This window comes from Flavobacterium procerum, from assembly GCF_042431625.1.
Classification (GTDB): domain Bacteria; phylum Bacteroidota; class Bacteroidia; order Flavobacteriales; family Flavobacteriaceae; genus Flavobacterium; species Flavobacterium procerum.
The window spans coordinates 204,332-217,571 of the sequence record NZ_JBHLYW010000029.1 but is presented as its reverse complement, the minus strand read 5'-3'; the positions used below and the strand labels follow the sequence as shown (position 1 = coordinate 217,571).

General features: G+C 33.9%; 14 protein-coding genes. 4 read left to right on the top strand and 10 right to left on the bottom strand.

Annotation, left to right across the window (positions count from 1 at the left end):
* Positions 1-3 precede the first annotated feature (3 nt).
* Positions 4-1,593: a DHA2 family efflux MFS transporter permease subunit gene (locus ACFFLS_RS23635; RefSeq protein ID WP_379682952.1), complete on the top strand. Its 1,590-nt coding sequence runs from the start codon at positions 4-6 to the stop codon at positions 1,591-1,593.
* 138 nt (positions 1,594-1,731) lie between these two features.
* Here ACFFLS_RS23635 and yaaA read toward each other — a convergent pair whose 3' ends face one another.
* Positions 1,732-2,490: a peroxide stress protein YaaA gene (gene yaaA / locus ACFFLS_RS23630; protein ID WP_379682953.1), complete on the bottom strand. Its 759-nt coding sequence runs from the start codon at positions 2,488-2,490 to the stop codon at positions 1,732-1,734.
* 476 nt (positions 2,491-2,966) lie between these two features.
* Between yaaA and ACFFLS_RS23625 the strand changes: the two genes are divergently transcribed.
* The 3 genes from ACFFLS_RS23625 to ACFFLS_RS23615 are packed head-to-tail and all read left to right on the top strand — an operon-like array spanning position 2,967 to position 5,802.
* A complete protein-coding gene (locus ACFFLS_RS23625) occupies positions 2,967-4,424 on the top strand; it encodes a CCA tRNA nucleotidyltransferase (RefSeq protein WP_379682954.1) in 1,458 nt (485 codons plus the stop codon).
* The gene (locus tag ACFFLS_RS23620; protein ID WP_379682955.1) at positions 4,424-4,780 is read left to right on the top strand and encodes a hypothetical protein; all 357 of its coding nucleotides are present in this window, start codon (positions 4,424-4,426) and stop codon (positions 4,778-4,780) included. Before ACFFLS_RS23625 ends, ACFFLS_RS23620 begins: the two co-directional genes overlap by 1 nt.
* Positions 4,777-5,802 carry a COX15/CtaA family protein gene (locus ACFFLS_RS23615; RefSeq protein ID WP_379682956.1) on the top strand — a complete coding sequence of 342 codons (1,026 nt, stop codon included), beginning with the start codon at positions 4,777-4,779 and terminating at the stop codon, positions 5,800-5,802. Before ACFFLS_RS23620 ends, ACFFLS_RS23615 begins: the two co-directional genes overlap by 4 nt.
* A gap of 360 nt (positions 5,803-6,162) precedes the next feature.
* On the opposite strand, the gene ACFFLS_RS23610 is transcribed toward ACFFLS_RS23615, so the two are convergent.
* From ACFFLS_RS23610 to ACFFLS_RS23570, 9 genes are all read right to left on the bottom strand, one after another.
* Positions 6,163-6,930, bottom strand: coding sequence for a LytR/AlgR family response regulator transcription factor (locus ACFFLS_RS23610; RefSeq protein ID WP_379682957.1), 768 nt, complete (start codon positions 6,928-6,930; stop codon positions 6,163-6,165).
* Positions 6,931-6,962: 32 nt separating this feature from the next.
* The gene (locus tag ACFFLS_RS23605) at positions 6,963-7,331 is read right to left on the bottom strand and encodes a 2TM domain-containing protein (RefSeq protein WP_379682958.1); all 369 of its coding nucleotides are present in this window, start codon (positions 7,329-7,331) and stop codon (positions 6,963-6,965) included.
* A 17-nt stretch (positions 7,332-7,348) separates the two neighbouring features.
* Positions 7,349-7,666, bottom strand: coding sequence for a 2TM domain-containing protein (locus tag ACFFLS_RS23600; protein WP_379689681.1), 318 nt, complete (start codon positions 7,664-7,666; stop codon positions 7,349-7,351).
* Positions 7,657-7,983 (bottom strand): 2TM domain-containing protein, encoded by a 327-nt coding sequence (locus tag ACFFLS_RS23595; RefSeq protein WP_379682960.1) that lies wholly within the window; start codon positions 7,981-7,983, stop codon positions 7,657-7,659. Before ACFFLS_RS23595 ends, ACFFLS_RS23600 begins: the two co-directional genes overlap by 10 nt.
* Position 7,984: 1 nt before the next feature.
* A complete protein-coding gene (locus tag ACFFLS_RS23590; RefSeq protein ID WP_379682961.1) occupies positions 7,985-8,290 on the bottom strand; it encodes a 2TM domain-containing protein in 306 nt (101 codons plus the stop codon).
* On the bottom strand, positions 8,290-9,630 hold the full coding sequence (locus ACFFLS_RS23585; protein ID WP_379682962.1) for a histidine kinase: 1,341 nt from the start codon (positions 9,628-9,630) through the stop codon (positions 8,290-8,292). Before ACFFLS_RS23585 ends, ACFFLS_RS23590 begins: the two co-directional genes overlap by 1 nt.
* Positions 9,631-9,652: 22 nt before the next feature.
* The gene (locus tag ACFFLS_RS23580; RefSeq protein WP_379682963.1) at positions 9,653-10,273 is read right to left on the bottom strand and encodes a hypothetical protein; all 621 of its coding nucleotides are present in this window, start codon (positions 10,271-10,273) and stop codon (positions 9,653-9,655) included.
* A 38-nt stretch (positions 10,274-10,311) separates the two neighbouring features.
* Positions 10,312-10,722 carry a DUF2141 domain-containing protein gene (locus tag ACFFLS_RS23575; RefSeq protein ID WP_379682964.1) on the bottom strand — a complete coding sequence of 137 codons (411 nt, stop codon included), beginning with the start codon at positions 10,720-10,722 and terminating at the stop codon, positions 10,312-10,314.
* Positions 10,723-11,022: 300 nt separating this feature from the next.
* Entirely contained in the window at positions 11,023-13,182 is a 2,160-nt protein-coding gene (locus ACFFLS_RS23570) for a TonB-dependent receptor (protein ID WP_379682965.1), read from the bottom strand.
* Positions 13,183-13,240 lie beyond the last annotated feature (58 nt).

Below are 13,240 nucleotides of genomic sequence, written 5' to 3'. Positions count from 1 at the left end.
TAAATGGCAACAGCAGTACAATCAGAAGATGATTTAGTAGAATACGGTTTCAGACGTGTTATCATTACGATTACGGCGGTTCTTTGTGCACTGCTAGAAATTGTAGATACCACGATTGTAAACGTAGCGCTGACACATATGCGAGGAAGCCTTGGTGCTACCCTTACCGATGTGGCGTGGGTAATTACGGCATACGCTATTGCGAATGTTATTGTAATCCCAATGACGAGCTGGCTGTCGCAGCAATTTGGACGACGTAATTACTTTGTAGCTTCTATTATAATTTTTACAGTCTGTTCTTTTTTATGCGGTAATGCCACAAATATATGGGAACTTGTAGCCTTTAGGTTTGTTCAAGGAATGGGTGGTGGTGCCCTTTTGGTAACCGCTCAGACCATTATTACCGAAAGTTATCCTGTCGCCAAACGTGGTATGGCTCAAGCAATCTACGGAATGGGTGTAATCGTAGGACCAACTTTAGGACCGCCTTTGGGAGGATATTTAGTAGATACTTATTCTTGGCCGTATATATTTTATATTAATATTCCGCTTGGTATTATTGCTACAATTCTGGCAATAAGCTTTGTGAGAAGTCCGAAATATGGAGAAAAGCTAAAAGCAAATCAAGTAGACTGGTGGGGAATTATTCTACTGATGGCATTCATCGGATCTCTTCAATTCGTTTTAGAACACGGACAACAAGATGACTGGTTTAACGATACTACTATTATTGTTTTAAGCGTTGTGTCGGTTCTTGGACTTTTGTTGTTTATCTGGAGAGAGCTTACTTATAAGCATCCAATCGTAAACTTGAGTGTTTTAAAAGACGGAAACTTAAGAATCGGAACCGTAATGTGTTTTATTCTTGGTTTTGGTCTATACGGATCGACTTTGATTATTCCGATTTATACACAGTCAATTTTAGGATGGACTGCAATGGAGGCTGGTTTATTGCTAATTCCAGGATCTATCACCACTGCGATTATGATGCCGTTTGTGGGGAATATGATTCAGAAAGGCGTACCGCAAGGCTATATGGTTGGAGTCGGATTCTTGGTATTCTTTTTCTTTACCTTCCTAATGCACAACAGAATGACTCCAGATACAGGTGCAGAACATTTATTCTGGCCATTGATTTTGAGAGGAATTGGTTTAGGATTGCTTTTCGTTCCGATTACAACTCTTTCGCTTTCAACGTTAAAAGGAAAACAAATTGGTGAAGGAGCCGCTTTTACTGGAATGATGCGCCAGTTAGGAGGTTCATTTGGTATCGCAATCATTACCACTTATATAACAAGATTAAGCCAGGAACACAGAGTTAACTTATTAAGATACTTAGATCCTGCAAAATTTGAAGTACAACAAAGAATCACTGGTATGCAACAAGCCTTTATGGCAAAAGGATTCAGTGCAGATGTTGCGCTCAAAAAAGCTCATCAAGCAATAGATTATTCAATTTTAAAACAGAGTACCGTTTTATCCTACATGGACATTTTCATGTATTTAGGAATTATGTTTTTATGCTGTATTCCTATTATCCTTTTAATTAAGAAAGGAAAGAATAAGATTAATCCCGCAGATGCGATGCATTAATATTCAATAATTATTTATAATACGAAAAACGCCGAGACATTCCTGAACTCGGCGTTTTTATTTTTGTTTTAGGTTTCAAGTTTCAGCTTGAAAACCTTTGAATCTTTGAATCTTTGTCACTTTGTACCTCAAAAAAAATTATCTCGTAAAAACCAGATTATTTCCTTTTGAAAGATTAGCATCAAATTGATAACCTTCGTAGTTAAAACCTTTTAAATCATCAATAGTTTCAGCGTTGGTGTCAATGATATAACGCACCATCATACCTCTCGCCTTTTTCGCAAAGAAACTGATTATTTTTAGTTTTCCGTCTTTGTAATCTTTAAAGTCAGGAGTAATTACAGGCACTTTTAAAGCTTTTATATCAACCGCAGAAAAATATTCGTTGCTTGCTAAATTCACGAATAATTCATCTTTCTTCAACTCTTTGTTTAAAGCTTTAGTTACAACAGGTTTCCAGAATTCATGCAAGTTTTTCGATTCGCCAACAGGCATTTTAGTTCCCATTTCTAAACGATAAGCTTGCATTAAATCAAGTGGTTTCAAAAGGCCATAAAGTCCTGATAAAATTCTCAATTTATCTTGAAGAACATCCAATTTTTCTAACGGAATTGTATAAGCATCCAGACCTGTATAAACATCACCATCAAAAGTATAAACCGCCGGACGAGCATTTTCTGCTGTAAAAGGTGTTTTCCAATCCTGATTTCTTTTCCAATTTAAATCGGCTAATTTGTCTGAGATTGACATTAGTTCTGATAATTCAGTTGGCTTTTTTGTTTTTACTACTTTATGAACCACTTTAGCTTCTTTTAAGAATGAAGGTTCTGTATATTGAGGAGTTGGTAATTCTTTTTCGAAATTCAATGATTTCGCAGGAGATATAACAATTTTCATGAGTGCTTTTTTCTATGATTCAAAAATACAAATTGCATTTCTAAAAATTGATTATCGTAATTGATTTGTTTTATTGTTGCATAAATGTTTTTTAACCACAAATTACACAAATTTCCACGAATTATGTTTTGCACAAATTCCTATACATTATAGGATTTAAAGGATTTAAAAAATCTGTGCAAATCTTTTTAATCTGTGGCTAAAAAATAAATTTGTGAAAATTTGTGTAATTTGCGGTAAATCATATTACCTATAATAGAGTAAGATTTCCACAGATTTTTAATCATTCTTATCCTAATAATCTGTGGCTAAAAAATAAATTCGTGGAAATTCGTGCATTTCGTGGCAACCATTCCCATTTTAATAAAATTCTATACGACAAAATGTGAAATTGTTCAAAAAAGTGAGCTCTAGATTATAATAGGCATTTTCTATGTTGTAAATTTGCATGCATTTTATTTCTACTGAAATTTGAAATGCGTTTTATTCAAAAATTGGAATTCGTGGCTATACAAACAAACTATAAAACTGCTTTACAAAACAAAATCTTCGATGTTATTTCGAAAGCTTCTCAGGAATTAAATGTTGACTCTTATGTAATAGGAGGATTTGTTCGTGATTTGCTTTTAAATCGAGGTTCAAAAAAAGACATTGATGTAGTTGCTGTTGGAAGTGGCATCGAATTGGCTCTTAAAGTTTCCGATTTACTTCCGAACAAACCAAAAGTGCAGGTTTTTAAAACTTACGGAACCGCAATGCTTCGTTTCGAAGATACCGATATCGAATTTGTCGGAGCCAGAAAAGAATCCTACACTCGTGACAGCCGAAATCCGATTGTAGAAAACGGAACTTTGCAAGATGATCAAAATCGTCGTGATTTTACCATTAATGCTTTGGCACTTTCATTAAACGAAAATAGTTTCGGAGATCTTTTAGATCCGTTTGACGGATTAACGGATTTGGAAAACAAAACAATCAAAACGCCACTAAATCCAGACATTACTTATTCTGATGATCCATTGCGAATGCTTCGTGCGATTCGTTTTGCTACTCAATTGAATTTCGAAATCGAAGAAAATTCATTGAATGCCATCACAAAAAATGCAGATCGTATCAAAATTATTTCTGGCGAAAGAATTGTAGACGAATTGAATAAAATTCTTTCGACTCCAAAACCATCAACTGGATTTTTGCTTTTATACAAAACAGGACTTCTGGATATTATTTTACCTGAATTAACAGCTTTGAATCAGGTAGAAGAAATTGAAGGTCATACACATAAAAACAATTTCTACCATACATTGGAAGTGGTCGACAATATTTGCCCAAATACCGATGACGTTTGGTTACGCTGGTCTGCCTTGTTGCATGATATTGGGAAAGCGCCAACAAAACGTTTCACTAAAAAACAAGGTTGGACTTTCCACGGACATGAGTTTTTAGGCGGAAAAATGGCGAAAAAAATATTCGAACGTCTGCATATGCCTTTGAACCATAAAATGAAATTCGTTCAGAAAATGGTGATTATGAGTTCACGACCGATTGTTTTGGCGCAAGATATTGTGACAGATAGTGCGGTTCGCCGTTTGGTTTTTGATGCTGGAGAAGATGTAGAAGATTTAATGACTTTATGCGAAGCTGATATAACGACTAAAAATCCAGCGAAATTCAAAAAATATCATAAGAATTTTGAAGTTGTCCGCAAGAAAATCGTTGAAGTTGAAGAACGCGACCACGTTCGTAATTTCCAACCGCCAATTACCGGAGAAGAAATTATGGAAATGTTTGATTTGAAGCCTTCACGTGAAATCGGAATTTTGAAAGAAGCGGTGAAAGAAGCTATTTTAGAAGGTATTATTCCGAATGAATATCAAGCGGCTTATGAATTTGTAATTAAAAGAGCTGAGAAATTAAACTTAAAACCTAAAAAATAATGGGTATTTCCGCAGTAGCAATTTTTAGAATTCTAGTCCTAATTGTAGTAATATTTCCCAACTATCTTTTTTATAAAAAGTATAATAAAAATAAAAAAAGATATTTTATACATGCGTTTGCTTTCTTTTTTATCAGTATTACCGTCTCTCTTTTGGTTATGCTTTTTATAGCAATTTCGAAAGAATTAATATCTGGTTTTTTAAATATAGATATTGACGACACTACTAATACTTACATGATATTTTTTGCTATCATGACAATACCAAGCAGCTTTTTAGCAAACTTTTATCTATTAAATGCTTACTTAAGAAAAAACAACAAATCAAACGAAATCGAATTAATCGGAAAAGAATGAAAAAAGAGAATAAATCAGTAATCATTTGGTTACTATCGGGTTGTGTTTTATTATTTTTAATGGTTGTTGTTGGCGGTATCACACGTCTAACCAATTCAGGTTTATCAATGACCGACTGGCATTTGGTGACCGACACTTTCCCACCTTTAACAGAAGCCAAATGGCAGGCTGCTTTTGATGAATATAAAAAGTTTCCTGAATATCAAAAAATCAATATTCATAACGATTTCCAATTAGCCGATTATAAATTCATTTATTTCTGGGAATGGTTTCACCGTTTTATTGGGCGTATTATTGGTTTGGTTTTCTTTGTTCCATTTGTTTATTTTTTAGCCAAAAAGAAATTAGATACTCCAACCATTAAAAAGTGTATCGTGCTTTTAGCGATGGGTGGTTTCCAAGGATTTCTAGGATGGTTTATGGTTCGCAGCGGACTGATTGATAATCCAGATGTAAGCCACTTTAGACTTTCATTACACTTGACTTTTGCTTTTATCACTTTTGCCTACACGCTTTGGGTTGCTTTAGATTTAATTTATCCTGAAAGAAATATCAACAAGATTTTACCTTTACGAAATATTGCTCGTTACGCTTTAGTTGCTTTATTAATCCAGATAATTTACGGCGGATTTGTGGCAGGATTAAATGCTGGATTAATTCACAATCATTGGCCTTTAATGAGCGACGGAGAATTTATTCACGAATCTGTTTTTATTGAACAGTCTAGTTTAATCAAAAATTTAATTGAAGGAAAAAGTGGTGTTCAGTTTGTACACAGAACTTTTGCTTATGCCGTTGTGGCGGTTATACTTTTCCTTTTCTTCAAAAGCAAAAAATACACACTTACAAGAACACAGTCAAACGGAATCAATACTTTAGTTGTTTTTGTTTTTATTCAGTTTCTGTTAGGAGTTTTTACTTTATTGTACAGCGTTCCTTTGGCTTTAGGATTAATTCACCAGATTATGGCGTTTTTCCTTTTGAGCGCGATGACGTTTACATTGCATCGATTGAGCAAATAATGTTTTGAACGATACCTAAAAAGAGCTGAAAATTTCAGCTCTTTTTATTTAAGAAATATTGTCTTGAAGATATGAACCGAGCCTACGGCTCTCTAAATTTGGGATGGCTATTTTTGACCGGATTAAAATCCGGCCCTACAAAATGTATCGAACCTATGGCTCTTCTTAAAAAACGAAAAAGTAATTGAGAAAAATTAAAAAATTCCGTAGGAATGAAAATATATTGTAGCAACGGATTTTAATGCGTTGAAATAATAAATCAATTCTACATAAAGTTCCGTAGGAACGAAACATTTTACATTTTACATTTTACAATATACATTTTACAATATACATCATAATTTTGCATTCTTAAAAAAACTATCCCAACCAAGCTTTAAAATCCTGCACTTTTTCACGGCTTACAACTACCTCATCCTCTTTATAACTTGGTAAAATCACTTTTAAACGTGAATTGGTGTAAACCTGAATTTCTTTAATTGCTTTTAATGGCACAATGAATTTTCTGCTTACGCGAAAGAAATCCTTCTTATCGAGTTCTTGTTCTAAAATTTCTAAAGTAGAGTCAATCAGATAATCGCGGTTTTCGAAGGTATGAATGTAAGTTCCTTTGTTTTCACTAAAGAAACACTCAATTTCTTCTGTATTTATCACTTTGAGATGCTGTCCGATTTTAACCGTAAATCTCTTTTTATACGTTTTCTCAAACGGATTGGAAAGCATTTGGCGAATCTGTTCGAAATCCATTTTTAGATTTTGGGATTCGGCATCAGCTTTCGGAATACGGCTTTTAAATTTATTGACTGCCGTTTCCAAATCGTCTTCATCAATTGGTTTTAGAAGATAATCGATGCTGTTGAGTTTAAAAGCTTTTAACGCATATTCGTCATAAGCTGTTGTAAAAATAATGGCGCTTTGAATATCAATTTTTTCAAAAATCTCAAAAGACAAACCATCTGAAAGCTGAATATCCAAAAATATCAAATCCGGATGACTGTTATTCTCAAACCATTCTAGCGATTCTTCTACAGAATGCAGCATCGTTTGTACATTTATATCTAGTTTTTCGAGTTTTCGCTGCAACAATCTCGCAGCTGGTTTTTCGTCTTCTATGATTAAGGTTGTCATGTATTAATACAAAAAGTTAAATTATTTTAAAGTTATTCCCATTTATCAGCTTTAGCTTGTTCTTTACTCATGTATTCCTGAATTTTCTTTTGTTCCCAATCTTGGGTGAAGAACCAATCTCTACCGAAAACAGAAAAGGCATGAAACAACAAACCGATTCCCCAATAAAATGCTGTCGAATAAGTTCTCCAGTCAAATAAACTTGTTTCATAGATACTTCTGGTAAAGAAATCCGAATTTACACTTGCCACAATAATAATAAAATTAACAATGATATAAACTCGTAAGTGCGAATAAAAACCTTTAAGCCTTTTTACCTTTTTGTATGCGATATCAAATTTTTCATCTGAACCGAATTCTGATCTGTAATTCTGATACATACGATTTCTAAATTCTCCCATTTCTTTTATATTTTAAATTATTGCCATTTTTCTTTATTATCTCGTTCTTTTTCCATCAGTTCCCTGATTTTTCTTTCCTCCCATTCTTTTCCAAAACAAGGAAGGATATTAAAGACTTTCATTCCGTGAATCACTACTCCTATTCCCCACCATAACAAAGGCCAGTAAAACCATAAATGATGCGGCGATGTGTACAAATTAATAAAAACCAACAGTATATTTACCAATATATAAGAAGTCAGGTTTCCATAAAATCCTTTGATGTTTTCTACCTTTTTTTTTGCCTGAAGATATTTTTCTTCTTCGATATAATCTCTTTCCATAATTACTCCCATTTTTGATTTTTTCTTTCTTTTTCTAAAATACTTTTCACTTTACGTTGTTCCCATTCCTCTCCAAAAATCTTGTATGAGGCAAACTGCTCAATGGCCTGAATTAAAAACGCTGTTGTCCAGATACACATTACAAATCCGTTTATATATCTAATCGGAAAAAAATTAAATCTCACGTCAAAATAAACATTTAAAATATAAAGAAGCAGCGCCACGACGTAAATAAGCGTATGTGAGTAAAACGATTTAAGTTTAGCTACTTTTTTGGCTGCAATCTCATGAAGTTCTGATTCGTAACTTCCGTTATAATTTGTTTCCATGCTATTCCCAATTTTGTTGGTTATTTTTTTCTTTCTCCATGATTTCGTTAATTTTTCTTTCTTCCCATTTTTCATCAAAAAACGGAGGCAGATTGAAAACCTTTAAACCATGTATTACAATTGCCAATCCCCAGCCCATAAGACACCATAAAAACCAAAAATAACCTGGAGATGTCATAATATTTACCACTATCACAATCGGATTAGTAATTAAGTAAAGCATAACGTGTTCGTAAAATCCTCTTATCTCCTTTACTTTTTTCTGTGCGCTGTAATAACGTTCTGCTTCCGTAAAATCAGTTTTCATTATTTCCAGTTTTTTTGGTTGTGTTCTTTCTCCAGAATCTCTCTGATTTTTCGTTCTTCCCAGTTCGAACTGTACCCAAAAACCTTAAAGGCATGCATTACAACTCCAAATCCCCAGCCTATAGCAGAAAACCAAAACCACTGGAATTTAGGAGAATAGGTCAAATTTATAAAAATTAAAAAAGGTATTACACAGCAGTATGAAATAATGTTTCCATAAAACCCTTTTAATTCTTCAACTCTTTTTTTAGCTCTGAAATAAGCTCTATTTTCGTCATTATTATAATCTAAACTCGTTTCCATAACTGTAATTTGTTTGGTTAAAATCGGAATTTTAACGGTGAAATTTTTCTCGTCCTGTTCAACAATTACTTTTCGTTTGGTGACAATTCCGTATCGATCAACGATGTTTTGCAACCCCACTCCTTTTCTGTCCCGAAGCACTTCTTTCTTTTGAAAATCGTTCTGAATAACCAGATAATCCTTTTCAATAAAAATCCTGATATGCAACGGTTTCTGTTCACTTACCACATTGTGTTTTACCGTATTCTCGAGCAGCAATTGCAACGAAAGCGGTACCACTTTTGCGTCTGGATTTATTCCTGCTGTTGGAACTTCGTAAAACAAACTGTTTTCAAAACGCATTTTCAGCAGGTTCATGTATGTTTTTGCAAAAGAAAGCTCATCTTCTACCGAAACCAATTCTTTATCGCGCTGTTCCAAAACATAACGGTAGATTTTAGATAAAGAAGTAGTAAATCGCTGGGCATTATCCGGATTTTCTTCAATCAAAGAACTTAAAACATTTAGGCTGTTAAACAAAAAATGCGGGTCAATCTGATTCTTTAAACTTTCGAATTTTGCGTTGGCCGTTCCGGCAATAATCTTCTGTTGTGTTACCTTGTTTTCCTGATACAGTTTGTAAAAATGCAGCGAGTGAAAAACCAGCAGCACAATAAAAGTAAGTATAGAAGATGATACATAATCGGCGGCGCTTTCGTTGGCCAGAAAACTAATTATGGTCTTCTGTTCAATTACAACCTCAGTAAATAAACGAAGGATGAAAATAACAAAAAGCGAAACAAAAAAAGAACTTACAAAACCAACGCTAATACGTCTTGGCGAAAAACGGTCTTCTTTAAAAACCCGGTCTAATAATTCAAATAACGCAGCATTGACAATATATAAAACCACGCTGTAAAGCATACAGTAAAAAAAGTAGATGAAGAGATTCTTTTGGAAAACTTCAAGTCCGTAGGTCGCAAAGCGAATCAGGAACGTAAAAAGAAAAACAATTCCTCCTACTATAAACGCTTTAAATAAATTTGGTTTTAGTGTCATTACTGTAATTTAAAATATTAGCTTATTTGCAGGTTTTCTGAACTTCTAATGCTCTATCTAATCCCCATTTTGGAGAAAATTGAGTTTCTGGTTTAAAAGTACCAAAAAGTTCAATAGCTTTATTTACTTCGGCGCACAAAGGTTTTGTGTCAACTCCTGTCCATTTCGCTCCGCCTAATTGGTAATCTGCTTCTCCAAAAACAGCTCTCGGATTATTTGGATCAAGGGCTTTTGCTTTCGCGTAAGCTTCCATAACTTTTGCAGAATATTTCATTCCGTTTGTCATTGGATCTTTAACAACATAAGCCGTATAAATCAAAGCCTGCAACACATAGAGTTCCGAATTGGACTGGTCTTTGATCAATTCTACATCAAGAGCTTCTTGCGCTTTCGTCAACATTAGATCAACTTTTGTTTTGTCTTTTTCAGAAAAAGATGCAGTTGTATTTACCAAAGCCACATAATAATTTGGCAACCAGCTTGATTTTTCTGCAGAAGCGATTCTTTCAAATAATTGAGAAGCTTCTGTATTTTTTCCTTCTTTCCAAAGATCAAAGGCTTTTCCCATTCCTTGTTCAAATTTTGTCTGTGCAGAACTTACTACGGCTATAAATAAAGCTATTACGGTAATAAAATTTTTCATTTTCTTATTTTTTTAATGGTTGTTAATCGGTTATATTTTTATTTAAAATTAATTTTAATTTTTGAATTTCCACTTACAGAAAATTTAGCATCTTGATAAGAAGGAGGCCCCATAAATCCTTTTGCATTGTTTGAAGCAGCATAATCCTCAGACGGAATTCCCATCATGTTTTTGTCTAAAATTCCGTTATTGTTTTCGTCATGAAAAGTTGAAATCGCATATTCTCCAGCAGGAACTCCTACGAATGTTACTGTCGCTTCATTATCTTTAATTTCTGAAACTTGGCTTTTGTACGTTGTTTTAAGAAAAGTTCCTTCCGAATTATACAAACCAACTTTTACAATTCCGTTACTGTTTTTCAATCCTGAAACAGAAACAGTAAGATTAGCATTTTGAGCAGACATTAAGCTGCAGATGAATAACAATGTAAGTGTAATAATTTTGCTCATGATTTCTTTTTTTTAAGATGATTAGTTTTTTTAGGTTCAAAGGTTCAGAGTGGCAAAGGTTTTATTTTCAATTGTTAATTCAACTCTGATACTTTATCACTTTGTTACTCTGTTACTTTTAATTTACACTTCAAAAGTATGTTGGTTTTTACTCTTTTAAAATTAAATGCTACCGAGTTGTTGATTTTTGATGATGAATTGTTTCTTTTTAAGATACTAAGATTCTAAGTGGCTGAGATTCTAAGTTTTTTGAATACTTTTCACTTAGAAACTTAGTGTCTCAGTATCTTAGAAGCTTTTTTAAAGATTCTTCAACTGATTCTCATTTTTATTCTGGCTGATGGTCCAGAAGAAACCTACGAAGAAAAAACGATCGGCAGTTGGCACGATGGCTTGTCTATTATAGACTCCTGTTGCATCTGGTGTTTTAGCATAATCGTATCCGAAAATGTTTTGTGTTCCTAAAATATTCGATACAGAAAAATAAATGATCTTTTGTGTTGTCAGCAGATAAGCCCAGTTAAAACTCAAACTATTATATGCTTTTGTTTTGCCATTCATAAACTGTGTCTGATTTGGATCGTTGTACGGACGTCCTGTGCTGAAACTGTTTGTAAAACCAATCTGAGATTTCCAGTCTGTAATAAAATATTTGGTCACAACAGATAAATTATGATTCGCTACAAAACTCGGCGTTGCCATATTCGGAAAGTTTTTATACTGTCTTTCAGAATCTATATAAGAATATGAAATCCAATATTCAAGGTTTTTATACAAATTGCTATCTCTCCAAAATATATCCAGTCCTTTTGCATAACCCGAACCGTTATTATTGAAAACCGAATTATACCGAATATCTCTTGTATCGTACTGAACCAGATTGCTATAATCTTTGTAATAAGCCTCTGCTCTAAAAGTCTGCCCTGGTTGGGTAAATTGATAATTCAGTATATAATGTCTTGCTTTTTCGCTTTCAAACTGATGGAATTTTGAATATTTAATATAATCAACTACAGGAGCTTGTGTAAAATCTCCGTAAGCAAATGAAAACTGGCTGCTTTTAGAAACTTTGTACGCTAGCGAAGCTCTTGGAGCAATTGCTGTTTCATCCAAAAGACTGTTGTAAGACAATCTGAAACCTACTTTTGCTGCCAATTTTTTAGAAAACTGAATTTCGCCTTCGGTATAAAAAGCCACAATATTTGAATCGTAACCATTTGAAGCCTGAATTGAAACATTGTCATCAAAATTTTCATTGAATTTGGTAATGAAATAATCAGTACCAAAAGACAGTTTGAAACGATTTGAAAAGCTCTTTCTCAATTTCAATTTCAGCTGAGCCGCATTCTCATCATTATTAATATCGTTGATGTCGTATTTTAATTTGTTTTTGCTGTATCCGTAGCTTAAACCAGTTGTCACTTGCCATCCATCGCCGAAAGTACCTTTGTAAGAAGAATTCAGATAGAAATTATTATTATTCATGTCCGTTCTTATCGGATTTTCAAAATTGATGTTTTTCTGATTCAAATCGAATTTTTCTGAGTCGAAAGCGGCATACATTTTAAAAATTCCGTTTGTAAAATTATAACGATAAACGAGTTCTCCGCCAAGCGACTGGTAAGGACTATTCCAATCAACATTCTGAGGAATCACAGCCTGATAAGGAGCCAAGTTGATATAAGCCATATTTACGCTCAACGAACTTTTTTTCCATTTTTGAGTATTTCCTAAACTTAAACCAACAGTCATTAAACCAATATCTGTTTTGTTGTGATCTGGTTCGTCCTGCGTATTCAAAAGCAAAACACTAGACAATGCTTCTCCGTATTCTGCTGAATATCCTCCAGTTGAAAAAGCAATTCCGCTGAATAAAAAAGGAGAAAAACGGCTTCTTGTTGGTAAATTATTTGTGGTTGCGCCATAAGGCTGCGCTACACGAATTCCGTCTACAAAAGTCTGTGTTTCGCTGGCTTCTCCTCCACGTACAAACAAACGTCCGTCTTCGCCCACAGATTGCGTTCCAGGCAATGTCTGCAATGCGGCAATAATATTTCCAGCAGAACCAGCAGTTGTTACAATGTCCAAAGGTTTTAAAACCGAAACCCTAGCTTTTTCTCCAGATTCCATAGTTCCGGCAGTAATTACAACAGCATCCAGAGAATTTACATTTTCTTTCAGTTTTATGGTTTGATCTTTAAAATTTGTTACATCAATTTCTTTGGTAAACGTTTCAAACAATAAAAAACTAACTACTATTGTCTGATTTCCAGAAGTTGTGGTTTCAAAAGAAAATTCTCCTGTTTCAGAACTTGAAGCCCCATCATAAGTTCCGTCTAGATAAATGTTTGCTCCGGCAACCGGTTTTCCTTTCTGGTCAAGAACTTTTCCTGAAATAATGTTTTGAGCGAAAGTAAATACACTCATTAATAAGAAAATAAACGTAATTCTGGTTTTCATACCTACTGATTTTATTTGTTATTGGGTCTTGTATGGTATCGCTTTTTTTGGCGATGTT